Raw genomic sequence first — 24,329 nt, 5'->3', positions numbered from 1 at the left:
CTCGACCTCGCCCAGCTCGATCCGATGCCCACGGATCTTGACCTGGTGGTCGGCACGGCCGAGGAACTCCAGAGTCCCGTCGGATCCGTAGCGGGCCAGGTCGCCGGTGCGGTACCAGCGCTCCCCGTCGTACTCGACGAAGCGGGCGGCGGTGCGCTCGGGGTCCCCGCGGTAGCCGGTGGCGACACCCGGCCCGCCGACCCACAGCTCACCGGGCACGTGGTCGGGCCGGTCCCGGCCGCGCTCGTCGACGACCCGCGCGCGCATGTTCCGCAGCGGCACTCCGTACGGAATGGACCGCCAGGCGGGGTCGACCTCGTCCACCTCGAAGACGGTGGAATGGATGGCGGCCTCCGTCATGCCGCCCAGTGCCGCGAAACGGCAGCCCGGCACGAGGGCGCGCAGCCGGGCGGGCTGATCCAGGCCCACCCAGTCCCCGCCGAGCATGACCAGGCGCAGCGTGTCGCCCAGCCCCCCACCTGCCGTCGCCCGCCCGCCCGGCGACTCGCCCCGCGCGGCCGTCACCAGCATGTCCAGCAGCGCCGGCACGCAACTGATCACGGTGACGCCGTGCCGCCGGACCGAGGACGCCCAGTGGTGGGCGTCGCGCCGGTGCTCCTCGTCGATCGCGACGACGCGTCCGCCGACCGACAGGAAGGCGAACACGTCGTAGGTGGCCAGATCGAAGTCAAGGGCGGACAGCGCCAGGGTCGCGTCGTCCGGGCCGATGTCGAACAGGTCGCCCACCGCGTCGATGGTGTTGACGACCGCGCGGTGCGGCGCCTCGACGCCCTTCGGCAGTCCGGTGGAGCCCGACGTGAAGATGAGGTAGGCCGTGTCCTGCGGCCCGGCGTCGGCGACCGGTGCCGGTCCCAGGCCCTCGGCCTGCGCCAGACGCAGCACGGTCGTCCCGGGAACCTGCTCCGGCAGGTGGGCGTGGGCGTCGTCGGTGAGCACGACGGCGGCGTCCGCGGTCTCGTGGATGCGGACCCGCCGGAGGGCCGGCTGGTCAAGGCCGACGGGCACGTAGGCGGCACCGGCGGCGAGCACGCCGAGGATCGCGGTGATCTGGTCGGCGCCCTTGGGCAGGGTGACGGCCACCGCGTCTCCGCGGCGTACGCCATGGCGGTGCAGGAGTGCCGCCACCTTCCGTGCGTCCAGGGCCAACTGCCCGTAGCCGAGCTCCGTGCCGTCCTCGCGGATCACGGCCACGCGCCCGGGATGGCGTTCGGCCAGGTCGAAGAAGCGCGTGTGCAGCGCATGGCCCGGTGCGGGAGCGGGCGGGAGCGCGGCTCGCGTACGCCGGGCGAGGTGCGCGGCGGGCGACAGCGGTCCGACGGGACGGAGCCAGGACGCGTCCGTGCCCTCCACGAGGTCGGTCACCAGCCGGCGGTAGGCCGCGAAGGCGTCGGCCACCGCTCCGGGGACGAACACGCCCTCGCGGACGTCCCAGTTGAGCAGCAGGCCGCCGTCGAGCTCGGTCACCTGGGCGTCGAGGGCGACCTGGGGGCCTTGGGAGATGGTCCAGACCGGCCGCCCGAAGGACGCCTGGACCGGTGGCTCGTAGATCTCGCCGAGGCCGATGGCGCTGGTGTGGACGACGGGCGCGAGCGCCGGACCGCCTTGGTGGCGGGCCAGGTCGCGGAGCACCTCGACGCCGCCGTACGCCCCGTGGGCGACCGCGGCCCGCAGCCGCGTCTGGAGCCGCCGGGCCTGCTCGACGACGGGCAGGTCGGCGCGCAGGTCCGCGTCCAGCATGATCGAGCTGCTGAAGTCGCCGACCAGCCGGGCGACGTCGGGAGTGATCATCTCCCGGTCGAAGAGCGGGAGGTTGAGCAGAAAACGCTGGGTGCCGCTCCACGCCGCGACGACCTCGGCGAAGGCGGTGGCGAGGAGCGCGGCCGGGGTGATGCCATGGCGGCGAGAACGCTCGACCAGGGCCGCCTTGGCCTCCGGGGCGAGCCAGTGGTGCAGACGTCCGGTACGGGTGAGCGCGGTGTCGGCCGCGGAGACGGGACGCAGCAGGTCCACCGTGGTCGGCAGCCGGGGCGGCGCGGGAAGGTCGGGAATCCGCTCGCGCCACCAGCGCGCGGACTCCTCACGTTCGGCCGCGCGGCGGCGGGCGTGCTCGGCCAGGTAACGGCGGTAGCTCAGGCCGATCGCGGGCAGCGGCTCGCCCGGTTCCTCGTACAGCCGGCGCAGGTCCGACAGCAGGTTGCGCAGGCTGAGCGCGTCGCCGGCGATCATGTCCAGATCCAGGTGCAGGCGTGTCCTGCCCGCGGGCAGCAGGGACAGCGCGAGCCGGAGAACCCCGCCCGCGGCGACGTCCATCCGGGCGTGGGTGTACCGCTCACGCAGGTCGTCCAGCACCGCGTCGAGCTCATCGGCGGACCGGTCGCGCAGGTCATGGACGATCAGGCGGGGACCGGCGGGGACGTGGTGCTGGCGGCCCTCGTCGTCGATGCGCACCCGCAACATCGCGTGGCGGGCCGTCAGCGCGTCCAAGGCCTCGCCGAGCCGCCGGGGATCCACGCCGTGGCCGTCGAACTCGGTGTAGAAGTGCGCGGCGACGCCGCCGAGCGGCTGACCGTCCTGCCGGCCGACCCAGTAGGCGTGCTGCATCGTCGCCAGCGGGTACGGCGCGTCCTCACCGGGGCTCGCGGACACGGGCGCCGGCGGGGCCGCCTCCGTGTTCGCGCTCTTGGAGATCAGCGCGACCCAGGTCGCCAGGATCGGGTCATCGGCGAGGTCCTGGAAGCCCACCGCCCAACCGCGGCGGCGCCAGGCGCCGACCAGAGACATCAACCGCAACGAGTCGAGGCCGAGTTCGAACAGGTCGCGATCGTCGTCGAGCTCCTCAACCGAGATCTCCAGCGCCCGGGCCACGTCGTCGCGCACCGCACGCGCCGTCGGGGCGGACGGGCGTGCGGCCGGAGGGCTCGTCGCGGAAGCTGCGCCTTCCGAGACCGGTCCCCCACCGAACTGTTCATCGCGCACGGACACAGATCCCCTTCCGTCGTACTCCTCGGTGCTTCGCAGGGCCGGACCGGCGGAGGCCTCCGATCGCGGAGGCCGTGGTGGCAGGTGTCCGCCGCCGGCTCCTGTCCACGCCAGGACCGCGTCGTCCGTTGGCGGGAGATGCCACGCTTATCGAAAATGATTATCATTAACGTCGATCAGTATGCACATGATCGAGGTCCACGCCAACCCCTCGGCACCGACCGAGGGGCGACGCCGAGAGGAAGTCGTTGCCGTGAAAGCTCATCCGACCTGGCCCGACGCCGATGCCGAGCGGTACCGGCGAGCCGGATACTGGAGTGGCCGGACGTTCGGCTCGTACCTGCGCTCCTGGGCCGGGGCACGACCGGGACACCTCGCGCTGGTCGACGGGGATCGCCGGTGGACCTACGCCGAACTCGACGCGGCCGCCGACCGCCTGGCGCTCGGGTTCCGGTCGCTGGGCGTCGAGCGCGGTGACCGGGTCGTGGTCCACCTGCCCAACCGGGCGGAGTTCGTGCTGGCCTGGTTCGGCCTCCAGCGCATCGGTGCGGTACCCGTGCACGCCATGCCGGGGCATCGCCGGACCGAGATCGAGCACATGGTGCGGGTCGGCGAAGCGGCGGCGTACATCATCCCGGACCGGCACGCACGCTTCGACCACCGCGAACTCGCCCGGCAACTGGTCGACGACTTGGCGAAGGAGGCGGCGGGCACACCGCCGTGCCGCGTGGTGGTCTGCGGCGATCCGGGCGCCCATCGCGATTTCACCCGGCTGGAGGACCTGTACGGCCCCACCGTCCCATCGGGTCTCGGCGACGACGGCGCGGAGTCCTCAGACCTCGCGCTGCTCCTGCTGTCGGGCGGTACGACCGGCCTGCCCAAGCTCGTCCCGCGAACCCATGACGACTACGCCTACAACGCGCGGGCCGCGGCGGGCATCTGCGCCCTGGACGAGGACTCGGTGTACCTGGCCGTACTCCCCATCGGGTTCAACTTCACGCTCGCCTGCCCCGGGGTGCTCGGCACGTTCATGTCCGGCGGCACGGTCGTCATCTGTCCCGACCCGAGCCCGCAGACCGCGCTCCGCCTCATCGACGAGAGGCGTGTGACGATCACGTCGCTGAGCCCGCCGCTGGTCCCGTACTGGCTGGAGGAGGCGGAGCACGGCGGCCACCGGCTCGACAGCCTGCGGGTGCTCCAGGTCGGCGGGGCGAGGATCTCCGCCGACCTGGCCCGGCGGATCGGGCCCGAACTCGGCGCCCGGGTCCAGCAGGTGTTCGGCATGGCCGAAGGCCTGATCAACCTCACCCGTCTCGATGACGCCGAAGAGGCGGCGTGCACGACGCAGGGCCGGCCGATCTCCCCGGACGACGAGATCCTCATCGTGGACGCGGAGGGCCGGCCCGTGACCGACGGCGAACCCGGGGAACTGCTCACCCGCGGCCCCTACACGCCGCGCGGCTACTACCGGGCCGAGGAGCACAACCGGAGGGCCTTCACCCCGGACGGCTTCTACCGCAGCGGCGACCTGGTCCGCCGGACACCGTCCGGGAACCTGGAAGTCGTCGGGCGGATCAAGGATCAGATCAACCGCGGCGGAGAGAAGATCGCCGCCACCGAGGTCGAGGAGCACCTCCTCACCCATCCGGCGATCACGGCGGCGGCGCTGGTCGGCGCCCCGGACGCCCAGTGGGGCGAGCGGCCGGTCGCCTTCGTCATCTGCCAGGGCCAGGCGCCCGGCTCCCGGGAGCTGGCCTCCTTCCTCAAGCAGCGCGGGCTGGCCGCCTACAAGGCCCCCGACGAGGTGATCGCGGTCGACCGCCTGCCGCTGACGGCGGTCGGCAAGATCGACAAACAGGCGCTGGCCCGGCGGCTGCCCCGGCCCTGACCCCGGCGGGGCGTCGACCGCGCCGACTCATCGCTCCTCGCGGAACAGCACGTGTCGCCGTACGACCGGGTCGTACTTGCGCAGTTGCAGCCGGTCCGGGTCGTTGCGCCGGTTCTTGCGCGTCACGTACGTGTAGCCGGTCCCCGCCGTGGACCGAAGTTTCACGATCGGGCGGAGCTCGTTGCGTGCCATGTCTCGACTCCCTTCAGATGACAGCGCCGCGATCCTAAGTGAAAACGAAAACCATTTCCAGTAGAGTGTCCGACCAACAGCCTCCCGGAAGGAACACGAGATGGCCCGTCGCTGCCAGGTCACCGGGCGCGAACCCGCGTTCGGCAACCACGTCTCCCACTCACATCGGCGCACCCGCCGCCGGTTCGACCCGAACATCCAGCGCAAGCGGTTCTGGCTGCCGAGCGAACAGCGGTACGTCCGGCTCACCGTGAGCGTCAAGGGCATCAAGACGATCGACAAGCGGGGCATCGAGGCGGTCGTCGCCGAGATCCGCGCCCGTGGGGGAAAGGTCTGATGGCCAAGAAGAGCAAGATCGTCAAGAACGAGCAGCGCCGGGTCGTCGTCGCCCGTTACGCCGAACGCCGCGCCGAGCTCAAGCGACTCATCAAGGCACCCGACACCGATCCGCAGACGCGTGCGGAGGCAGTGCGCGAGCTGGGCCGCCAGCCCCGCGACGCCAGCGCGACCCGGCTGCGGAACCGCGACGCGGTCGATGGCCGGCCCCGGGGGACCTTGCGCAAGTTCGGCCTGTCGCGCATCCGGTTCCGCGATCTCGCCCACCGCGGTCAGCTCCCCGGCGTCCGCAAGTCCAGCTGGTAGCCGCGAGCGGAAGGCAGAAGACGATGCAGGACCTTCATGTCACCATCGCCACCGGCATGACCGCCGACCTGACCGATCTGCTGTGCGCGCGGACCCGGGCGTTCGGCGTCGCCGTCGCCCGTTACCGGCACCGCGGCGACATCCTGACCCGCGCGTACGGGGGCGAGCAGGTCCAGCTGCCGGTCGCCCACTGCACGAGCTGCACGCTCCGGGAGGATCTGCCGCGCTTCCTGTCCGGCGTGGCGGGCCGCCACGACCGGCTGCTGCTGGTCCTTCCCGAGATCGCCGATCCGCTGGACGCCGCGACCGCCATCGACGCGGCGGACATCGGAGTACGGATCGACACGGTCGCGATGGTCGCCGATCTCGCCACGATCGCCCGCGAACTCGGCGGCGGCGAAACCCTCGCCGACCGCGGAATCGCCGGCGGGGCCACCGACGGCCGTACGGTCTCCAGCGTGCTGGCGCACCAGGCCGAGACCGCCGACCTCTTTCTCACCTGGGCTCCCCCGCACACCGACCCGTTCGAGGCCGCGGCCGGCCACGGCCTGCTCACCCACCTGTCCCCGTGGGCGCGTTCCCTCGACCTCGAGGCCGTCACGGACCTGACCGCGCCCGCGGGCAGACCGGCCTTCGACCTGCACGCGGTGCACGAGCGCACGCAACCCGGTGGAGCCCTGCCCGGCTGCCCGGACCCCGTGGGACAGGTCAGCACCCTCATCTGGCGCAGCCGCCGGCCGTTCCATCCCGAGCGGCTGTACGCCGCGCTGGAGCCGGTGCTGGACACGGGAGTCGTGCGCGCCCGCGGCCATCTCTGGCTCGCCAGCCGCCCGCTGACGCTGCTGTCGTGGGAGTCGGCCGGCGAGACACTCGCCATCGAGCCGGCGGGACGGTGGCTGCACGCCGCCGATCCCGCCACCTGGCGCCGGGCCTCCCCCATCCGCCGCACGACCGCGTCGCTGGACTGGCATCCCGAGTACGGCGACCGGCGTACGGAGATCCGTTTCACCGGGCTCGACATCGCCACCGCCGAGCTGTGCTCCGCGCTGGACGAGGCGGTCCTCACCGACATCGAGATGACCGCCGGAGAACTCGTCTGGGCGCGGCTGCCCGACCCGTTCACACCCTGGCTCGGGCCCGCCGCCGAGCCGGGCACCCGCCGGACCGCCTGAAAGGACAAGACACATGAAACCCGGCATCCACCCCGACTACCGGCCCGTCGTCTTCCGGGACCGGTCGGCCGGCTACGCCTTCCTCACCCGCTCCACCGCGACCAGCGAGACGACCGTCGAATGGAGCGACGGGAACACCTACCCCGTCATCGACGTGGACGTCTCCTCCGCGAGCCACCCCTTCTACACGGGCCGAGGCCGCGTGGTGGACACCGCCGGACGGGTCGAACGGTTCCGGCGTCGCTACGGGCCGGCCGCCGAAGGGAGCCGATGACCGCGGCGTCGAGGGCTCCTCACCGGCCGAACCACGTCCGCAGCCGGGGGAGGACCTCGGCGCCCAGACGCGTGATGTTCTGCTCGGTACGGACGAGGTCGCCGCCGCCTTCGACCATGAGGATCAGGTGCCGGACGCCGGTGCGCTCCACCGTCGTGACCATGGTCTTCAGGCAGTCATCGGGTGTGCCGACCGGGTGAATGCCGCAGAGGAATCCGGCGTACTCCTCGGCGTCGCGCGGAGTCCGCGGGCGGCCGTCGACGGGAACGTACCCGGCCAGTCCGGGGCCGAGCCAGCGCGGCAGTTCGGCACGCAACAGGCGCTGCGCCTCGGCCCGGGTGTCCGCGACATGGGCCACGACGGCCGCGATGTGGTCGCGGGACGCCGCCGCCGGCCGGGCGGCGGCGTAGGCGTCGAGCATCCCGCGCTTGCCGTCATCGTCGATGTGCATGCCCAGCAGCATCGGCAGGCCGCGCTCCGCCGCCAGCGCCACCGAGTTCGCGGACGTGCACGCCACGGTGACCGGGGGGACACCGCGGGTCCTCGGCACCATCGGGACCTCGCGGAACGCATAGGTCGGCCCGTCCGCGGAGATGTGCTCCCCGGTCAGCGCGGCCAGCAGGAGATCGAGGCTCTCGGCGAAGGCGGTCTCATAGCGTGCCAGTCCGGTGCCGAAGACCTCCAGGTCGACCCAGGGACCGCCGCGGCCGACCCCGAGGTGGAAGCGGCCGGACGAGACCAGGTCGAGCAGCGCGGTCTGCTCGGCGAGCGCCACCGGATGGTGGGTGGACAGCACACTGACGGCGGTACCCACCACGACGCGTTCGGTCCGCCCCAGCACGTAGCCGGCGAGGGTGGTGGCGGACGGGCACACGCCGTAGGACATGAAGTGGTGCTCGGCGAACCACACGTCGTCGAAGCCGGCCCGCTCGGCCGCGACGGCCGCGTTCACGGTCGCGGACAAGACCTCGCCATGACTTCGACCGGGAAACCCGGCCGCCAACAAGAAGACGCCAATCCGGATCCCCCCGTCTCCCCAAGGTGGTGGATTCACCGGGAAACCCGGGCATTCACCGGTCGTACGGCGTCCGAAGTCCGCCGTAACCGACGACTCTGGCACTCACCATCACCGCCTGGAATCGAAGGCCGCACACCAAGGCCAGGTCGCGAACCGGCCGGAGAGCGCTCCGGCCGCGGGCACCACGAGCTTGGAGGACCAGCACATGCCGCACCACGTCCATACCGATCACGCTCATGACCACGGACAGGGCTGCGGTCACGTGGCCTTCCCCCACGAGGATCACGTCGACTATGTCCACGACGGTCACGTTCATCGCAGCCACGAAGGACACACGGACGAGTGTGAGAACGCCGAGCACCTGGTGCACGACGGGCACACCCACCGGCACGGGCCGGACTGCGGCCACGTCGCCGTCCCGCACGGGGACCACACCGACTACATCCACGACGGTCATCGCCATGCGGCGCACGAGGACCACTGGGACGATCACTGATCACAGTGTGGCTTCGGTGCGATGACCGCCTCCTATCGACAACGGTTTTCATCTTCCCCGGGACGTGCCGCGTAGGCAAGGCCCGCTACTCGTACGGGTCGGAGGGCTTGCCGACGGAGCGTACGGCGGTGGCGGTGAGCCGGGGCGTGTCGACGTCATGGATCTTCGCCCAGGCCGGTGACCAGGCGCCGGTGACCTGGACCCAGCGGTCGGCGGCCGGCGCGGGTACGCCGGTGACCGCGATGCGCATGGGGACGGCGTCGGCGGCGCAGCACGTCATCCGGAGCCGTACCAGGAGCCAGCGATCCCGGCCGGCCGGGGCGGCGAACCCGGTGAGGACGACCTGCCGCCCGGTCAGGGTGTCGTGGCCCGACCGGGCCTGGAACGCGCGGGCGGTGAACTCGGTCAGGGAGATCCGTGCCGGGCCGCCGGGCGACAGCGCCCCCAGACTTCGGCCCGCGTCGACGGGGGGCGCCGCCTGGTTCAGGGCCCGCGAGGCGGTGAAGGAGCCGAGGGCGGAGGGCGCGATCGCGAAGATGGCCAGGGGCGGGAGAAGGAACAGCCAGGCCACCCCGGGACCTCGGCCGTGGCCGTGCCCGTCGCCGGACGGGTCCTCGGCGCGCCGCCGCCAGTCCCGGACGACTCCGGCGCCGCCGAGTGCGCACAGGACCGCGCCGGCGCCGATGATCAGGATCCGGAAGCCGGGGCGGACGTAGTTGAGGTACTCGTCGCCGGCGGTGGTGATCCACAGCAGGGCGGCGCCGGTGGCCAGCAGCGAGACGCTCTGCCCGGCCCGCCTCACAGCAGCACCCGGCCGACGAGTGCGCTGACGCCGATCCCCAGCAGGAACGTCAGCGGGGCGAACCGGAGCGCGAAGCGCGCCCCGAAGGTGCCCGCCTGCAGTGCGATGAGCTTGAGGTCGACCATCGGGCCGATCACAAGGAACGCCAGCTTGGCCGTTGTGGAGAACTGCGTCAGGCTGGTGGCCACGAACGCGTCGGCCTCGGAGCAGATCGACATGACCACCGCCAGCACCCCCAGCACCACCACCGACAGCCAGGGAATCCCCGCCACCCTGGCCATGTAGGCCGCCGGCACGAGGACGCTCAGCGTCGCCGCGACGGCGGCTCCGGCGACCAGCAGACCACCGGTGTGCAGCAGGTCGTGCCGGAGCGCCGCGGCGAACCCCGCCCACCGCCTCGTCCGCGTCGCGGGTGCGCGGGCGGGGATCCGCAGCCAGTCCCCGCGGCCGAACCTCAGCCAGACCCACCCGGCCACCACCGAGACGAGCAGGGACGCCACGAACCGGGCGGCCACCATCTCCGGGTGGCCGCGGAACGCCACCGCCGTCGCGACCAGCACCACCGGGTTGATGGCCGGTGAGGACAGCAGGAACGCGAGTGCCGCCGCGGGCGTGACGCCCCTGGCCATCAGCCCGGACGCCACCGGCACCGACGCGCACTCACAGCCGGGCAGCACCGCGCCCGCCACCCCGGCGGCCGGCACGGCGAGCGCCGGACGCCGCGGCAGCGCCCGCCGCCAGAAGCCCTCCGGGACGAACGAGGCGATCGCGGCCGAGACCGCCGCGCCGAAGACCAGGAAGGGCAACGCCTGCACACAGATCGCCACGAACACGGTCGCCCACCCCTGCAACCGGGGGAACCGCACGTGAGGAGCGACCAGCACCCGGCCCGCCACCAGGACCGCGGCGACCAGGACACCGCCGAGCACCGCCCGGGGACCGGCCGCCATCGGAGGCCGGCCCCACTCCGGGGGCGGCAGGTCGGCCTCATCGCTCCATGTCGCGTCGGCGACGCCCCGTCCAGACACGACGGCCATCGTCCCAGAGACCACGCCGCCCCGTGCCACACCCGGTAGCGGCCGCACGCCACGCGCACGTCACGAAGACCAGGGCGACCGGCCGGTCAGGCGCACTCGACGCACCGAATCGCTCCATGTCGCGCCGGCGACACCCCGTCCAGACACGACGGCCATCGCCCCAGAGGTCCCGCCGCCCCGAGCCACACCCGATGGCGGCCGCGCGCCACGCGTGCGTCGCGGAGACCAGGGCCGCCGACCGGTCAGGCGCAGTCGACGCACCGACCGAAGATCTCCACGGTGTGATCGACGTCGACGAAACCCGCCTCGGCGGCGACGCGGTCGGCCCAGCTCTCGATGGCACGACCTTCGACCTCGACGCTGCGCCCGCACGAACGGCAGGTCACATGGTGGTGGTGGCCGCTGGTCTGGCAGCGACGGTAGAGCGTCTCACCGCTCTCGTCCCGGAGGGTGTCGACGACGCCGTCCTGGTTCAGCACCTGCAACTGCCGGTAGACGGTGGTCAGCCCGACGCGTTCGCCCCGGCGGCGCAGCTCGGCGTGGATCTCCTGGGCGCTGGAGAAGGTGGGCAGGTCCGCCAGCACGGAACCCAGCGCCTCCGCCTGCCGGGTACCCCGCACCCGCGTCCCTCGTGACATCGGCTGTGAGGTCATCGGCGTCACTCCGGCCGGTCCGGGATCGGGTTCCTTCATCGTTCACGCGACCTTATCAACCGTCCGTACCGTTCCGGTCGGCCCGCAGACAGCTGCCGCACACGCCCTGAACCTCGGCCTTGCGCGGGTCGGGTTCGAAGTCGGCCTCGGCCGCGATGCGATCCAGCCAGGCGCCATCGTCGTCGGCCGGATACTCCCGCACGGTTCCGCATCGCCGGCACACGAGGTGATAGTGACGGCCGGCGGTGCAGAGCCGATAGCGGGTCTCGCCATCTCCGGCGAAGGCGTGGAGCAGGCCGGCCTCGGCGAGGGCGGACAGGGCCCGGTACACCGTGGACATCCCGACCCCGTGTCCACGGCGGGCCAGTTCGACGTACAGCTCATGCGCGCCGACCGGGCGCTGCCGGTGCTCGATCGCCTCCAGCACCTGTCGCCGGCGCCGCGTCGGCGACAGGCCGGCGGAGCGGAGCCGCGCGGCGACCTCGTCGGCGTCGCCGCGGGGTTCACAGGGTGCTGTGGCGGAGTCCGGTCCCATGTCTCGACGGTACGTACATCGATCGATATTGACAACCATTACCGTTAAGACGACTATGGGATCCGTTTTCATTACCAAGCTTAGTGACACGGGAGATACGTTGCGCATCCGAACTGTGCGGCTGGCCGCACCTGCCTTCGCGGGACTGCTGGTCGCGGCGACGGCTTGTGGTGGTTCCAGCTCGGCGAGCAACACCGGCACCCCGGGCGGCAGGCTGAAGGTGGTCGCGACGACCACGCAGGTGGCCGACTTCGCCCGCAACATCGGGGGCGACAAGGTCGAGGTCACCCAGATCCTCAAGCCGAACGTCGACCCGCACGACTACGAGCCCTCCCCCGCCGACGTTCAGGCCATCGCCCAGGCCGACGTGGTCATCGAAAGCGGCGTCGGGCTGGAGAAGTGGCTGGACCAGACCATCGACTCGGCGGGGTTCCACGGCACGCGCGTCGACTCCAGCAAGGGCGTGACCATCCGCAAGGGCAACGGCACCGACGAAGAGGCCGCCGGGGACCCCCACATCTGGCACAACCCCAAGAACGCCGAGATCATGAGCGGCAACATCGCCTCCGCGTTCTCCGTCAAGGACGCCAAGGACAAGGCGACCTTCGACGCGAACCTCAAGACCTACGACGGCAAGCTCGACCAGCTGGACTCCTGGATCGCCCAGCAGATCGACACCGTGCCCGCGGACCAGCGCAAGCTCGTCACCAACCACGACGCGTTCGGCTACTACGTCGACCGCTACCACCTGACGTTCGTGGGCTCGATCATCCCGAGCTTCGACACCTCCGCCGAGCTGTCCGGCAAGCAGCTGTCCACCCTCGTCGCCAAGATCAAGTCGACCGGCGTGAAGGCGATCTTCTCCGAGTCCTCGCTGCCGCCCAAGACCGCCGAGGCCATCGGCAAGCAGGCCGGCGTCAAGGTCGAGGCCGGAGAGGACTCCCTGTACGGCGACACGCTCGGCCCGGCGGGTTCGGCCGGCGCGACCTACCTCGACATGGAGCGTCACAACACGACCACCATCGTCAACGCGCTGAAGGGCTGAGCCGTGGACACCACCCCGGCGCAGGAACTGGAGGCCATGGGGATGGTCCCGGCGCTGGATCTGGACGAGGTCGGCGTCGCGTACGGGCCGGCGTTCGCGCTGGAGAACATCGAGGGCACGGTCGCGCCCGGCGAGGCCGTCGCCCTGATCGGTCCGAACGGCGCCGGCAAGTCCACGCTCATCAAGGCGATCCTCGGCCTCGTCCCGCTGGCGTCGGGACGCATCACCGTGCTCGGCACCACGCCCGCCGCGGCGCGCCGCGACGTCGCGTACGTGCCGCAGGCCGACACGCTCGACCCGGAGTTCCCCATCTCGGTCGCCCAGGTCGTGCTGATGGGCCGGTACCGGCGGATCGGCTGGCTGCGCCGCCCCCGTGCCGCCGACCGGGAGGCGGCGGCACGGGCGCTGGAACAGGTCGGCCTCTCCGACCGCGCCAAACACCGCTTCGGGACCCTGTCCGGCGGGCAGCGGCAACGCGTGCTGCTCGCCCGCGCGATCGCCGCCGAGCCTCGGCTGCTGCTGCTCGACGAACCGTTCAACGGCGTCGACGCCGTCAGCGAACAGGCTCTCCTCGACGCCATCGCCGCCCTCAAGGAGAACGGCGCGGCCGTGGTGGTCTCCACCCACGATCTCGCCCTGGCCCACCTGGCCTGCGAAGAGGTGTGCCTGCTCAACCGGTGCCAGTACGGCTTCGGCCCGACCCAGACGACGCTGACCCCCGAACGGCTGCGCGCCACCTACGGCGGGCACGCCCTCGAGCTGCGCGGCGACCGCGTCATCGTCGCCCACTCATAGGCCCATGAATCAGATCTTCGTCGAACCGTTCACCTACCCGTTCATGGCCCGCGCGCTGATCGAGCTGCTCATCCTCGGCGCGCTGGCCGGCACGGTCGGGGTGGTCATCCTGCTACGGCGGCTGGCGTTCATGACCGACGCCCTCACCCACACCGTCTTCCCCGGCGTGGTCATCGGCTACCTGCTCACCGGTGAGGGCGGCATCTTCTGGGGCGCGCTGATCGCCGGCGGCCTCACCGCCGTGCTCCTCACCGCGCTCACCCGCCACCGCGCCGTCACCGAGGACACCGCCCTCGCGGTGCTCCTCACGACGTTCTTCGCGGTCGGCGTCGTGCTCGTCTCACGCGAGTCCGGTTACACCGCGGACCTGACCGCCTTCCTGTTCGGCCGGATCCTCACCGTGACCGGGCAGCAGCTCGCCGAGACCCTCGTGGTGACGCTCCTGGTCGTCGCGGCGCTCGTCGTGCTGCGGCGGCCGCTGATCGCCCGGGCCTTCGACCCGAAGGGCGCCCAGGCGGCCGGCCACCGGATCGGCGCGCTGGACCTGGCCACCAACGCCATCGTCGCTCTCGTCGTGGTCGCCTCGGTACGGGCCGTCGGCACCGTCCTGGTCATAGCGCTGCTCATCGTGCCGGCCGCGGCGGCGCGGGCGGTCTCGGACCGGCTCGCCGTCATCGTGCCGGTCGCCGCGCTGCTCGGCGCCGTCGGCGGCTGGGCCGGCCTGGCGATCAGCTACGACGCCTCCCTCCACCACGGCCTGCGCCTGGCCTCCGGCGGCACCGTCGTCCTGGTCCTCATCGCCCTCTACCTCGCCGCGCTCGCCGCGGCCGCCGCCGGACGCCGGTTCCGTACGGCACGGCGCCCTACGACACGGGAGGCCGCGTGACCGCCGTCGACCGCGCGATCATCGAGGCCGTCCTGCTGGGAGCGGTCGGCGGGCTGATCAGCGTGCAGATCGTGCTCCGCCGGCTGCCGTTCTTCACCCTCGCCATGACCCACGCCACCTTCCCCGGTGTCGTCCTGGCCGCCATCGCCGGCGTGAACCTCTATCTCGGCGGCGGCCTGTTCGGCATCCTCATCGTGCTGGGCATCCTGGCGCTGTCCCGCCGCCGTGAGCAGGACACCACGACCGCGATCGGCGTCATGCTGTCCGCCGGGTTCGCGCTCGGCGTCGTCCTGCTGTCCGCCCAATCCGGCTTCTCCAAGGACCTCAGCGCCTACACCGTCGGGCAGATCTTCACCGTCGGCGACGGCGACCTGGTCGCCGTCGCCGTGGTCGGCGTGCTGGTCGTGGCCCTGCTCGGGGGCGCGGGGCGCCAGCTCGCCTTTCGCGCCTTCGACCCCGGCGGCTACGCGGCCGCGGGATACCGGCCCACCGTGATCGACATCGCACTGCTCCTGACGGTGGAGGCGGTCATCGTCGTCGCGGTACCCGCCGTCGGCGCCATCCTCGCCGTCACCATCCTCGTCGCCCCCGCCGCCACCGCCCGCCTGTGGACGCAGCGCATACCCGCCATCACGGCCGTCGCGGTCCTCACCGGGGCGGCCAGCGGGCTCATCGGCGTACTCGTCTCCAACAGCTACGACGTCGCCGCCGGCGGCGCGATCACGGTGGTGACGGGCGTACTGTTCACGCTCTCCCTCGCCGCCACGACGGGGCGCGCGTGGATCACGCGACGCCGGAGCAGGCCCGAACCGGCCGCGCGGACGCAGCCCGGGGAAGGCCGAACGGCCGGCGGCGACCGGGGCCCGCACCCGGCGACGAACTGAGGCGGTCCCTCGTGCTCAAGCGCCCGGCGTCACGATCCGGCTCGCCGCGACCGCCGGCGGCATCGGCGGACCACCGGCGGGTGGTACGCGGCAGCGTCCTGCCGCTTCCCGCCGACCAGGTCTGGCTGCTGATGCTGCGGCCCGCCACGATGCTGTACGTACTGCGCGGCCTGCTGGACTTTCCCGCCCTGAGGGACCGGCATCGCCGGATCGTCGAGGGCGAGTCCGGCACCGGCCGGATACGGCTGTTCCACCTCGTTCCGTTCGCCCGCTGGAGCATCCACGTGCACACCGTGGAGCCCGGCTCCCGCGTGATCGCCACCGAGGAATGCGGCGCGATGTTCCGCCGATGGGCCCACACGTTGCGCGTCGAACCGATCGACGCGACGACCTGCCGCTACACCGACACCGTCGAGGTCGACGCGGGCGCGCTCACCCCGGTCGCGGTTCCGGTCGTCCGCGCGATCTTCTGGCATCGCCATCGCCGGTGGCGCCGGCTCACGACCACCATCGCCTCGATCCCCGCTGACCCTCCCCTGCCCGGGGAAGAGCGAAGACCATCCTCGATCAGGAGAGACCGATGACCGGGTTCGGTGTCCGGGCGACCGTGGAGTCGATCTTCACGGGAGCGGCGTGTGGAAGTCTCGGCGTGCAGGTCGTCCTGCGACGTCTGGCGTTCTTCACCGAGACGCTCGGCCATGTCGCGTTCCTCGGCATCGTCGCCGCCACGATCGTGGGGTCCGACATCAAGGCGGGGGCCGCCGTGGCCACGGCGGGCGCGGTGGCGCTGGCGGGTCGAGGTGGTATCGCCTCCGGTCAGCCCGGCCTGCGGTCCGGGGTCCTGGTCAGTGGCGCGCTCGCGCTCGGCGTCGTACTGATCTCCACCCGGCAGGGCTTCAGCAAGGACCTGACGGCCGCACTCGTCGGATCACCGCTCACCGTCACGACCGGCGACATCATCGCGGCGGGGATCGTGGCGGCATGTGTCGCGGCGCTGCTCACGGCCGTGCACAAGGAGCTGCTGCTGGCCGCCTTCGATCCACATGCGACACGGGCCTTCGGCTACCCCGCCCGTCTGATCGACATGGGGCTGCTGAGCCTGCTCGCGGTCACCGTGGTGACCGCCGCCCCGGCCGTCGGCGCCACCCTGCCACTGGCACTGCTCGTCGGCCCGCCCGCCACCGCCCTGCTGTGGACCCGCCGGGTCGTCCCCGCCACGGTGCTCGGCGGCCTGCTCGCGGCGGGAACGGCCGCGGCCGGGCTCGTGCTCTCGCTGCACTACCGCCTCGCGGCCTCCGCGGCCGGCGCCATCCTCTGCGGGGCGCTTTTCCTGATCACTCTCGCCGCCCGCCTCGGCCACCGGATGACCGTGCTCACCAGAAGACAGGCGGCCGAGCCGGTCTGACGGCCGGGATCGATGGTCGCCCTCACGCCGCCGAGGTCATTGTCCGCCGAACGGGCCGGTCTCCTCGGGTATCACCACCACGTTGAGGAGGCCGGTCCGCGGATGAGGGGTGACCTCGGCCGCGACTCCGTACACCTCGGCGATCAGCAAGGGGGTGATGACCTCGGCGGGCCGCCCGGCCGAGACCAGGCGGCCCTGGTGGAGGACGGCGATCCGGTCGCAGAAGGCGGCGGCGAGGTTCAGGTCGTGCAGGGCGATGACGGCCGTGACGCCGAGCCGCCGCATGAGCCGGAGCGCGTCGAGCTGATGGCGCAGGTCGAGGTGGTTGGTCGGTTCGTCGAGGACCATGGCGGCCGGCTGCTGCGCCAGCGCCCTCGCGATGAGCACCCGCTGTTTCTCGCCGCCCGACAGCCGGTCGAAGCGCCGCCCGGCCAGATCGGTCAGGTCCAGCGCGGCCAGTGCCTCGGCGACGATGCGGTGGTCCTCGGCGCCGTCGCCCTGGAAGGCGCGTTTGTACGGCGCGCGGCCCATGGCCGTCACGTCGTGGACGGTCAGTTCGAAGTCGGAGGGGGTCTCCTGCAGCACGGCCGAGAGCCGCCGGGCCACCTGCCGTCCCGGCAGCTCCCACAGGTCGTCGTCGTCCAGGAGAACCCGGCCCGAAGTCGGCCGCAGCGCCCGGTAGAAGGTTCGCAGCAGCGTGGACTTGCCGGCCCCGTTGGGTCCGACGAGTCCGACGACCTCCCCGCGACCGGCCTCGATCGACACCTCCGACACCAGCGCCCGTCCGCCCACGACGACACTCACCGACTCGGCCCGCACCACGGCTCCCCGGTGCGCGCCGGGCGGGAGCGAGGGGGCGCTCACGTCAGCCCCTTCCGGTACATCAGCCAGAGGAACACGGGGCCGCCCACCACGGCCGTCACGATGCCGACGGGGATCTCCTCGGGCGTGATGACCATGCGGGCCGCCAGGTCGGCGACGATCAGGAAGGCGGCGCCGAGCAGCGCGGCGGCCGGAAGGGCGCGCCGGTGGTCCGCGCCGACCGCAAGCCTGGTGATGTGCGGCATCATCAGGCCGACGAACCCGATCGACCCGCTCACCGCCACGATCACTCCGGTCAGCAGCGCGCAGAGCACGAACAGGGCGCTGCGGAAGCGATGGACCTCCAGCCCCATCGCCGACGCCGCCTCCTCACCCGCCAGCAGCAGGTTGAGCGACCTGGCCGTTCCCACCAGCGCGACCGTGCCGAGAGCCACGGCGGCGGCGGGCAGCCACAGCGTGCTCCAGCCGGTGCCGCCGAGCCCTCCCATCATCCAGCGCAGCGCGGCGTCGGCCTTCTCCGGCCGGTCGGAGGTCACGATGAGGAAGCCGGCGACGGCGCTGAGGACCTGGGCGGTGGCGACCCCGGCGAGGATCAGCCGTACGGTCGTCATCCGGCCACCCGACCTGGCCAGTGAGTAGACCGCGACGAGCGCGACGAGCCCGCCGAGAAAGGCCGCACCCGACAGGGAGTACTGCCCGAGGGCCGTCACCCCGCAGACGACCACGAGCACCGCCCCGACCGTCGCTCCCGAGGACACCCCGAGCAGCGCGGGATCGGCCAGCGGGTTGCGCACCAGCGCCTGCAACGCCATGCCGCAGACGGCCAGACCGGCTCCCACCACCCCGCCGAGCAGCACCCGCGGCAGCCGTACGTCGACGACGATCGTGTCCCTGACCGGCGGCCAGTTCACCCCGGCCAGACCCGGGTCGACGCGGTGCAGCAGGATCGCCCACACCTGGCCGGGCGGGATGGAGACCGGACCGACGGCGATCCCCAGCGTCGCCACGGCCAGGACCAGGACGATCAGACCGGCCAGGACCGGCGGGTAGCGGCCCGTCACCGGAACGCTTCGGGATGGAGCCCCTGCGCCAGGGTCTGGATCGCCGCGGGCACCCTGACGCCCAGGACGGTCGAGGTCAGCGGCAGCACCACGAGACGCTTGTTCTTGACGGCCGGGACGTCCTTGAGCGCCGGGTTCGACAGCAGGAACGCCTTCTTGGAGGCCAGCGTGGTGTCGCCGTAGTCGTAGATGACGATGACGTCGGGGGCGCGCTGGGCGACCTGCTCGAAGGAGACGTCGCCGAACGACTTGTTCAGATCGGCGAAGACGTTGACGCCTCCGGCCTGTTCGATCATGTTGTTGCCGATGCCCGCGCCGCCCGCCGTGAAGGCGGACCGGGTGCCGCTGTCGTAGACGGACACCTTGACCGGCCTCACCCCGGCGAGCCTGGCTCTCACCGCGGCGACCGTCGCGTCCATGCGGGCGGTCAGCGCCTTCGCCCTCGCGGGGACGCCGAAGATCCGGCCGATCGTGGTGATCTCCTCGTCGTCGGTGGCCGTGGTCACCGGTCCCGCGGCGCAGTTCTCGACGTTGAGGTAGGTGTTGATGCCGTCCTTGGCCAGGGCGTCGCGGCCGAGGCCCTTGGACTGGTCGAAGGCGCTGGAGAACCCGCCGTAGACGAAGTCGGGCTCGGCCGACAGCAGGACCTCCTGGGACGGGTAATGCTCGGCGAGCACCTTGACCGAGCCGTAGGCGCTCGCGTACTCGGGCAGGATCGCGTCGTCCATGTAGGCGGTGCCGACCATGGATTCGCGCAGGCCGAGCGCCAGCATGATCTCGGTGGTGTGCTGGTTCATCGTCACCGCCCTGGCGGGCGGCCTGCGGTAGGTCGTGGTGACCCCGCAGTTGTGCACGGTGTAGGGGAAGCCCTGCTGGGCGGTGGACGGGGTCGCGGAGGTCCCGCCGCCGCCCCCGCCGCAACCGGCGGCGAGCAGCAGGCACGCCATGAGCGGGCCGGACAGCACACGAATGCGCATGATGGAGTTGTGATCCTCTCACCGGAACCGGGCCGGAGACGGACTGACGAAGACGGGCCAGTCTCCTGACTCCCGGATCAGCGCTCCCCTCGGCCTTCCCGCCTCGCGGCCGTGGCCATGCGTGAGGTTCACTCCCCGGTCACAGTGGCGCGACCGTGCCGGAATCACACCGGCTTCCTGGCATCCAGGGCATATCGTACGACATGCCACTTTCTTCCCAGAGTTCGCCGACGCCCCTCCTGGCGGAACTGGCCTCGCTGGGCCGTTTCTTCACGGTGACCACCGGCCGTCCGCCGCAGAGCGCCCACCCCTTCGCCGATCTGCACGGCGACGACACGGCGCTGGCGGACCGGATCGAGGGGACCGCCCTGCGGCTGCGCCTGACCGAGGCACGCGTCGCCGCCTCGATCATGTTCCAGGGGCTCACCGCGCGGATCTGGTCGCCGCTCATCGGGGTGTACCTCCTGTACGACCTGCTCCTCGACCTGCGCGACCTCGCCTGGTCACCCGCTCCGGGCGGCGCGACCCCGTTGCACCTCGCCGCCCCGTCCTTCCGCCGCAACAGCTGCTGCCTCTACTACCGCAAGCCGGCGCCCAACTGCGCCGACTGCGTACTCCTCGGCTGATCCGTCGAGCAGCGGCGCCCGGGACCCGGCCGCCGGCGTCTCACAACGTCGCGGCGATCCGCGGGCGACGGGCGCCGACGAAGGTGGCGAGGGCGATGACGGCGGTGGTGACGAGCATGACGGTGGCCGCACCGGTGAGGTGGATGGCCTGGGTCAGCGCGCCGCCGCCGATGCCGGGTCCGGCGAGGGCACAGAACATGACCACGAGGTAGAACGAGACGGCTTCGGCGCGGCGTTCGGGAGCGGCGAGGTGGTTGACGGCGGCGGTCCCGCCCATCAGCGCCAGTCCGGCGCCGGCGCCGGCGATGACGGTGGCACTCAGGAACAGGGCGGGCTGGTGGACGATGAGCGCGAGAGTGATCCCGGCCCAGCCGAGGGTGACGACGAGGGTGCCGGACACCAGGGCGGGCAGCGGCTGGACGCGGCGCAGCAGGAGCTGGACGATGCCGATGGCGGCGAACATGACGAAGACGACGAGGCCGCCCATCGAGCGGCCGTGCAGATGTGCCTGGGCGGCCAGCGGGGTGCCGAACTCGGCGTAGAGGCTCATGCTCGCGTTACAGGCCAGCGCGCCCAGGCAGGCCACGGCGAACCCGGCGCGGTCGTCGGGGGCGCGCAGGCGCCTGCGGCCCGTGGCGATGCGGGCCTCGGGCGGGACGGTTTCGGGCATCACGGTCACGCCGAGCAGGCCGATCGCCAGCAACAGCAGGACGAGAAGGTACGGGGTCAGCGTCGGCGACGGTGCGTGGGCGACGAGCAGGCCGGCGATCAGGGGCCCGAACGCCGAGCCCACGGCGATGCTGGTCGAGTTGGCGAGCGCGGCGACGCGGCGGTCTCCTCGCGGCTGCAGGTCCATCAGCGCCGCGCCGGCCGTGCCGTTGATGATGCCGGTGAAGACGCCCTGCAGCGCCCGCCCGGTCAACAGCATGGGCAGGTCGACGGCGAAGGCCAGTACGAGCATCGAGGCGGCGACGCCGAGGAGCGCGGGCACGAACGCCTTACGGCGGCCGATGCGGTCGGACAGCGAGCCGGCGACGAGCAGGGAGACGATCGTGCCCAGCGAGTAGCAGGCGAACGCGACCGAGAGCATCACGTCGGAGAAGTGCCAGCGCTCCTGGTAGATCGGATACAGCGGGGTCAGTGAGTAGCTCCCCAGCAGACCGGTGAAGACGAGGAAGACGACCAGCCAGAACCCGCCCCGCCTGCTCAGCCGCCACCGGAGCGGGCCGTCGTACGGATGGCCGGCGGTCGATCGCGGCACCGGTCTGGTCTCCGTCAGCTTGTCCAACTCACACCCTTGTCCGTACGGGCGGTGGCCGCCGACGCGTGCTGGGACGTCGTCGCCTCCGCTACCTGTCCTGGTCGTGGATCGCGTCCAGCGGTCAGCCGTGGCGGTTCATGTGCGCGGCGGCGTCATGTTCTCCCCAAGCCCGCCGGGCGGGCGAGGGACGGGCTGGAGCCGCGGGACGGCCGGCACCATCACCCGGCGATCGGGGGCCCCGGCCCGGGGAGAAGCGATCACGCTCGCCAGTCTCGTCCCGTGCCCGGGCGGCGTTCCACCGGTAATCTGCCGACTTATGCTGGAATCTCGCCAACCCGACGACGTGCACTCGAGCGGAACGCTGGTGCTGGAACACGGGCAGTACAGCCCGTCCCATCAGCACGAACGCGGCCACCTCGCCTACCCGGCGACCGGCATCCTGTCCGTCACGACCTCCGAGGGCACGTGGGTCGCGCCCTCCAACCGCGCCGCCTGGACGCCCGGCGGCTTTCAGCATCAGCATCGCGCCTACGGCCGTACCGACATGCGCGTTCTCTTCCTGCCCCCGACGATCGGCGACGCCCTGCCCCGCCGACCGGCCGTCCTGGTCGTCTCCTCACTCGCCCGTGAGGTCTTCCTCGCCCTCACCGGTCCGGCCTGGCGCCAGGCCGGCATCCGCCGCCACCTCCAGCACGTTCTGGTCGACGAACTCGCCATCGTCCCCGAACGGCCCCTCCGCCTTCCCCGGCCGGCGGACGATCGGCTCCGCGCGGTCGCCGACCTGCTTCACGCGGACCCGGCCGACTCCTCGACGCTTCCCGAACTCGGCCGCGCCGTCGGCACCAGCGCACGTACGCTCAGCCGTCTCTTCCATGAGGAGCTCGGCATGAGCTTCCGTCACTGGCGCACCCAGCTCCGCCTCCACCACTCGCTCCTGCTCCTGGCCAACGACCGCAGCATCACCGCCACCGCCCACGCCTGCGGATGGTCCAATCCCAGCAGTTTCATCGACGCCTTCACCGCCGTCCTCGGCCAGACCCCCGGCCAGTACCAGGACCAGCGAACACGAACGCCCGAACGCCCCTGAGTCACGTGCTGATCCCCCTACCTTCAGGCGGTGAACGACCGGGCTTGAGGCGGGCTTCTTAAGATTGCCTGCATGACGATCTCGGAGGACGTGTTCGCCATGGGGGCGGAGTTTCCCCCTGTGAGCCGTGAGCAGTGGCATCGTCTGGTCGAGGGTGTGCTGGCCAAGTCCGGCAAACCGGGACTCACAGGGCCGGAGGCCGAGCAGGCGCTGGCCACCGAGGTAGAGGACGGGCTGTGGGTGCGGCCGCTGTACACCGCCGACGACACGGCGCCCGCCCCCGGCCGGCCCGGCTTCGCGCCGTTCGTCCGCGGCGGCCGGGTGCAGGGCTCGGCCGTCTCCGGCTGGGACGTCCGGCAGCGGCATTCGCATCCTGACCCGCGACGGACCAACGAGGCGATACTCGCGGACCTGGAGAACGGCGTCACCTCCCTGTGGCTGACGGCCGGCGGCTCCGGCCTGCCGGTCGCGGCGCTGTCCGACGCGCTCAAGGGTGTCCACCTGGATCTGGCCGGCGTCGTCCTGGACGCGGGCGCCGACTTCGCCGCGGCCGCGCGCGGGCTGTTCGCGCTCTACACCGAGGGCCCGGCACCGGTCCCGGAGCGCGGAGGGACCGGCAACCTCGGCGCCGACCCGCTCGGCCTGCTCGCCCGCACCGGGCGGGACGCCGACACCACGCGGCTGCTGGACGAGGCCGCGCTTCTCGCGGCACGCTGCGCCGAGGAGTTCCCCGGCGTGCGCGCTCTGACCGTCGACGCGCTGCCGTACCACGACGCGGGTGCCTCCACGGCGCAGGAGCTCGGCCTGTCGCTGAGCACCGCGGTCGCCTACCTGCGCGCGCTGACGCGGTCCGGCCTGACCGTCGACCAGGCGGCCGGGCAGTTGGAGTTCCGTTACGCCGCGAGCGCCGACCAGTTCCTGACCATCGCCAAGCTGCGGGCCGCGCGCCGGCTGTGGTCCCGCGTCGCGGAGGTCTGTGGCATCGGCCCGGCCGGAGCGGCGCAGCGCCAGCACGCGGTGACCTCCGGGGTGATGATGACCGAGCGTGACCCGTGGGTGAACCTGCTGCGCACCACGGTCGCGTGCCTGGGGGCAGGAGTCGGCGGCGCCGACGCCATCACCGTGCTCCCCTTCGACAGTGCGCTCGGTCTGCCGGACGACTTCGCCCGCCGCATCGCCCGCAACACCCAGGCGATCCTTCTCGATGAGTCGAACCTGGCCCGGGTGATCGACCCGGCCGGCGGCTCCTGGTACGTCGAACGGCTCACCGACCAGCTGGCCCGGGCCGCCTGGGACTGGTTCCAGCAGGTCGAGCGGGCCGGCGGCCAGCACGCCGCCCTGCGCGGCGGTTCGGTCGCCGAGTGGATCGCACGGAACTGGGCCGGGCGTTCGGCGAACCTGGCCCGCCGCCGCGAGGCGATCACCGGCGTGAGCGAGTTCCCCGACCTCGGCGAGAAGCCGCTCATCCGTGAACCGGCTCCGGCCCGGCCGGGCGGCGGCCTGCCACAGGTGCGCCGCTCCGAGTCCTTCGAGGCGCTGCGCTCCCGATCCGACGCGTTCCTCGCGGCCACCGGCGCGCGGCCGAGAATCGCGCTCGTCACGCTCGGCCCCACCGCCGTGCACACGGCCCGGTCCACCTTCGCCGCCAACCTCTTCCAGGCCGGCGGCATCGAGACGGTCCGCACCGAGGCGGCCGGCGGCAGCACCGAACGGCCCGGCCTCGGGGCGTTCACCGCCTCCGCCGCGCGGGCGGCCTGTATCTGTTCGAGCG

The 24,329-nt window shown here is 72.2% G+C and carries 26 protein-coding genes and 1 riboswitch; of the genes, 14 read left to right on the top strand and 12 right to left on the bottom strand.

The features are described 5' to 3' along the window. Positions 1–2,898, bottom strand: a 2,898-nt coding sequence (locus ACFFNX_RS12225) for a non-ribosomal peptide synthetase (RefSeq protein ID WP_378199636.1), incomplete at its 3' end; no start/stop codon positions are given. Positions 2,899–3,253: 355 nt separating this feature from the next. On the opposite strand from ACFFNX_RS12225, the gene ACFFNX_RS12220 reads away from it, so the two are divergent. Further along, positions 3,254–4,888 carry a (2,3-dihydroxybenzoyl)adenylate synthase gene (locus ACFFNX_RS12220; RefSeq protein WP_378199632.1) on the top strand — a complete coding sequence of 545 codons (1,635 nt, stop codon included), beginning with the start codon at positions 3,254–3,256 and terminating at the stop codon, positions 4,886–4,888. A gap of 27 nt (positions 4,889–4,915) precedes the next feature. Here ACFFNX_RS12220 and rpmG read toward each other — a convergent pair whose 3' ends face one another. Then, positions 4,916–5,080, bottom strand: coding sequence for a 50S ribosomal protein L33 (rpmG, locus tag ACFFNX_RS12215; protein ID WP_378199629.1), 165 nt, complete (start codon positions 5,078–5,080; stop codon positions 4,916–4,918). 100 nt (positions 5,081–5,180) lie between these two features. Between rpmG and rpmB the strand changes: the two genes are divergently transcribed. The 4 genes from rpmB to ACFFNX_RS12195 are packed head-to-tail and all read left to right on the top strand — an operon-like array spanning position 5,181 to position 7,168. Beyond that, on the top strand, positions 5,181–5,417 hold the full coding sequence (gene rpmB / locus ACFFNX_RS12210) for a 50S ribosomal protein L28 (protein WP_378199626.1): 237 nt from the start codon (positions 5,181–5,183) through the stop codon (positions 5,415–5,417). After that, the gene (rpsN, locus tag ACFFNX_RS12205) at positions 5,417–5,722 is read left to right on the top strand and encodes a 30S ribosomal protein S14 (RefSeq protein ID WP_378199623.1); all 306 of its coding nucleotides are present in this window, start codon (positions 5,417–5,419) and stop codon (positions 5,720–5,722) included. The genes rpmB and rpsN overlap by 1 nt, the downstream gene beginning before the upstream one ends. A 23-nt stretch (positions 5,723–5,745) precedes the next feature. Continuing rightward, a complete protein-coding gene (locus ACFFNX_RS12200) occupies positions 5,746–6,894 on the top strand; it encodes a GTP-binding protein (protein ID WP_378199620.1) in 1,149 nt (382 codons plus the stop codon). 13 nt (positions 6,895–6,907) lie between these two features. Next, a complete protein-coding gene (locus tag ACFFNX_RS12195; RefSeq protein ID WP_378199617.1) occupies positions 6,908–7,168 on the top strand; it encodes a type B 50S ribosomal protein L31 in 261 nt (86 codons plus the stop codon). A gap of 19 nt (positions 7,169–7,187) precedes the next feature. Here the strand turns inward: ACFFNX_RS12195 and ACFFNX_RS12190 are convergent, their stop codons facing one another. From ACFFNX_RS12190 to ACFFNX_RS12165, 6 genes are all read right to left on the bottom strand, one after another. Next, a complete protein-coding gene (locus ACFFNX_RS12190; protein WP_446678514.1) occupies positions 7,188–8,222 on the bottom strand; it encodes an LLM class flavin-dependent oxidoreductase in 1,035 nt (344 codons plus the stop codon). A gap of 16 nt (positions 8,223–8,238) precedes the next feature. Then, positions 8,239–8,679 carry a hypothetical protein gene (locus tag ACFFNX_RS12185; RefSeq protein WP_378199614.1) on the bottom strand — a complete coding sequence of 147 codons (441 nt, stop codon included), beginning with the start codon at positions 8,677–8,679 and terminating at the stop codon, positions 8,239–8,241. Between the two features lie 88 nt (positions 8,680–8,767). Continuing rightward, entirely contained in the window at positions 8,768–9,484 is a 717-nt protein-coding gene (locus tag ACFFNX_RS12180) for a TIGR03943 family putative permease subunit (RefSeq protein WP_378199611.1), read from the bottom strand. Then, positions 9,481–10,521, bottom strand: a complete 1,041-nt coding sequence (locus ACFFNX_RS12175) for a permease (RefSeq protein WP_378199608.1) — start codon at positions 10,519–10,521, stop codon at positions 9,481–9,483. The genes ACFFNX_RS12180 and ACFFNX_RS12175 overlap by 4 nt, the downstream gene beginning before the upstream one ends. Before the next feature lie 242 nt (positions 10,522–10,763). Further along, positions 10,764–11,213 (bottom strand): Fur family transcriptional regulator, encoded by a 450-nt coding sequence (locus tag ACFFNX_RS12170; RefSeq protein ID WP_378199605.1) that lies wholly within the window; start codon positions 11,211–11,213, stop codon positions 10,764–10,766. Between the two features lie 16 nt (positions 11,214–11,229). Further along, a complete protein-coding gene (locus tag ACFFNX_RS12165; RefSeq protein WP_378199602.1) occupies positions 11,230–11,709 on the bottom strand; it encodes a Fur family transcriptional regulator in 480 nt (159 codons plus the stop codon). 100 nt (positions 11,710–11,809) lie between these two features. Between ACFFNX_RS12165 and ACFFNX_RS12160 the strand changes: the two genes are divergently transcribed. From ACFFNX_RS12160 to ACFFNX_RS12135, 6 genes are all read left to right on the top strand, one after another. Continuing rightward, positions 11,810–12,754 (top strand): metal ABC transporter substrate-binding protein, encoded by a 945-nt coding sequence (locus tag ACFFNX_RS12160; protein ID WP_378199599.1) that lies wholly within the window; start codon positions 11,810–11,812, stop codon positions 12,752–12,754. 3 nt (positions 12,755–12,757) lie between these two features. Then, a complete protein-coding gene (locus ACFFNX_RS12155; protein WP_378199596.1) occupies positions 12,758–13,549 on the top strand; it encodes a metal ABC transporter ATP-binding protein in 792 nt (263 codons plus the stop codon). Between the two features lie 4 nt (positions 13,550–13,553). Beyond that, positions 13,554–14,435, top strand: a complete 882-nt coding sequence (locus ACFFNX_RS12150; protein ID WP_378199593.1) for a metal ABC transporter permease — start codon at positions 13,554–13,556, stop codon at positions 14,433–14,435. Continuing rightward, positions 14,432–15,319 carry a metal ABC transporter permease gene (locus ACFFNX_RS12145; protein WP_378199590.1) on the top strand — a complete coding sequence of 296 codons (888 nt, stop codon included), beginning with the start codon at positions 14,432–14,434 and terminating at the stop codon, positions 15,317–15,319. The genes ACFFNX_RS12150 and ACFFNX_RS12145 overlap by 4 nt, the downstream gene beginning before the upstream one ends. Before the next feature lie 80 nt (positions 15,320–15,399). Then, positions 15,400–15,903: an Rv1443c family protein gene (locus ACFFNX_RS12140; RefSeq protein ID WP_378199587.1), complete on the top strand. Its 504-nt coding sequence runs from the start codon at positions 15,400–15,402 to the stop codon at positions 15,901–15,903. Continuing rightward, positions 15,900–16,724: a metal ABC transporter permease gene (locus ACFFNX_RS12135; RefSeq protein WP_378199584.1), complete on the top strand. Its 825-nt coding sequence runs from the start codon at positions 15,900–15,902 to the stop codon at positions 16,722–16,724. Before ACFFNX_RS12140 ends, ACFFNX_RS12135 begins: the two co-directional genes overlap by 4 nt. Positions 16,725–16,760: 36 nt before the next feature. Here the strand turns inward: ACFFNX_RS12135 and ACFFNX_RS12130 are convergent, their stop codons facing one another. Genes ACFFNX_RS12130 through ACFFNX_RS12120 form a run of 3 tightly spaced genes read right to left on the bottom strand, consistent with a single transcriptional unit; the run spans position 16,761 to position 19,584 of the window. Next, positions 16,761–17,588: an ABC transporter ATP-binding protein gene (locus ACFFNX_RS12130; protein ID WP_378199582.1), complete on the bottom strand. Its 828-nt coding sequence runs from the start codon at positions 17,586–17,588 to the stop codon at positions 16,761–16,763. Further along, positions 17,585–18,607, bottom strand: coding sequence for a FecCD family ABC transporter permease (locus ACFFNX_RS12125; RefSeq protein WP_378199579.1), 1,023 nt, complete (start codon positions 18,605–18,607; stop codon positions 17,585–17,587). Before ACFFNX_RS12125 ends, ACFFNX_RS12130 begins: the two co-directional genes overlap by 4 nt. Next, a complete protein-coding gene (locus ACFFNX_RS12120) occupies positions 18,604–19,584 on the bottom strand; it encodes an ABC transporter substrate-binding protein (RefSeq protein ID WP_378199576.1) in 981 nt (326 codons plus the stop codon). Before ACFFNX_RS12120 ends, ACFFNX_RS12125 begins: the two co-directional genes overlap by 4 nt. A 38-nt stretch (positions 19,585–19,622) precedes the next feature. Then, positions 19,623–19,810: riboswitch (cobalamin riboswitch) on the bottom strand. Here ACFFNX_RS12120 and ACFFNX_RS12115 point away from each other — a divergent pair. Then, complete coding sequence (locus tag ACFFNX_RS12115) at positions 19,788–20,210, top strand: (2Fe-2S)-binding protein (RefSeq protein ID WP_378199573.1); 423 nt, start codon at positions 19,788–19,790, stop codon at positions 20,208–20,210. It overlaps the preceding riboswitch by 23 nt. Positions 20,211–20,250: 40 nt before the next feature. On the opposite strand, the gene ACFFNX_RS12110 is transcribed toward ACFFNX_RS12115, so the two are convergent. Continuing rightward, positions 20,251–21,471 (bottom strand): MFS transporter, encoded by a 1,221-nt coding sequence (locus tag ACFFNX_RS12110; protein ID WP_378199568.1) that lies wholly within the window; start codon positions 21,469–21,471, stop codon positions 20,251–20,253. Between the two features lie 316 nt (positions 21,472–21,787). On the opposite strand from ACFFNX_RS12110, the gene ACFFNX_RS12105 reads away from it, so the two are divergent. Continuing rightward, on the top strand, positions 21,788–22,558 hold the full coding sequence (locus ACFFNX_RS12105; protein ID WP_378199565.1) for an AraC family transcriptional regulator: 771 nt from the start codon (positions 21,788–21,790) through the stop codon (positions 22,556–22,558). Between the two features lie 72 nt (positions 22,559–22,630). After that, on the top strand, positions 22,631–24,329 hold a 1,699-nt coding region (locus ACFFNX_RS12100; protein WP_378199562.1), incomplete at its 3' end, for a methylmalonyl-CoA mutase family protein.

The organism is Actinoallomurus acaciae (genome assembly GCF_042429965.1).
Classification (GTDB): Bacteria; Actinomycetota; Actinomycetes; order Streptosporangiales; family Streptosporangiaceae; genus Actinoallomurus; species Actinoallomurus acaciae.
This window is presented reverse-complemented; position numbering and strand designations above follow the sequence as displayed.

Excerpts from the sequence above, each read along its gene's own strand:
- rpmG (WP_378199629.1), bottom strand. The coding sequence starts at position 5,080 with ATGGCACGCAACGAGCTCCGCCCGATCGTGAAACTTCGGTCCACGGCG.
- rpmB (WP_378199626.1), top strand. The coding sequence starts at position 5,181 with ATGGCCCGTCGCTGCCAGGTCACCGGGCGCGAACCCGCGTTCGGCAAC.
- rpsN (WP_378199623.1), top strand. The coding sequence starts at position 5,417 with ATGGCCAAGAAGAGCAAGATCGTCAAGAACGAGCAGCGCCGGGTCGTC.
- ACFFNX_RS12200 (WP_378199620.1), top strand. The coding sequence starts at position 5,746 with ATGCAGGACCTTCATGTCACCATCGCCACCGGCATGACCGCCGACCTG.
- ACFFNX_RS12195 (WP_378199617.1), top strand. The coding sequence starts at position 6,908 with ATGAAACCCGGCATCCACCCCGACTACCGGCCCGTCGTCTTCCGGGAC.
- ACFFNX_RS12175 (WP_378199608.1), bottom strand. The coding sequence starts at position 10,521 with ATGGCCGTCGTGTCTGGACGGGGCGTCGCCGACGCGACATGGAGCGAT.
- ACFFNX_RS12170 (WP_378199605.1), bottom strand. The coding sequence starts at position 11,213 with ATGAAGGAACCCGATCCCGGACCGGCCGGAGTGACGCCGATGACCTCA.
- ACFFNX_RS12165 (WP_378199602.1), bottom strand. The coding sequence starts at position 11,709 with ATGGGACCGGACTCCGCCACAGCACCCTGTGAACCCCGCGGCGACGCC.
- ACFFNX_RS12150 (WP_378199593.1), top strand. The coding sequence starts at position 13,554 with ATGAATCAGATCTTCGTCGAACCGTTCACCTACCCGTTCATGGCCCGC.
- ACFFNX_RS12135 (WP_378199584.1), top strand. The coding sequence starts at position 15,900 with ATGACCGGGTTCGGTGTCCGGGCGACCGTGGAGTCGATCTTCACGGGA.
- ACFFNX_RS12120 (WP_378199576.1), bottom strand. The coding sequence starts at position 19,584 with ATGCGCATTCGTGTGCTGTCCGGCCCGCTCATGGCGTGCCTGCTGCTC.
- ACFFNX_RS12115 (WP_378199573.1), top strand. The coding sequence starts at position 19,788 with ATGCCACTTTCTTCCCAGAGTTCGCCGACGCCCCTCCTGGCGGAACTG.
- ACFFNX_RS12105 (WP_378199565.1), top strand. The coding sequence starts at position 21,788 with ATGCTGGAATCTCGCCAACCCGACGACGTGCACTCGAGCGGAACGCTG.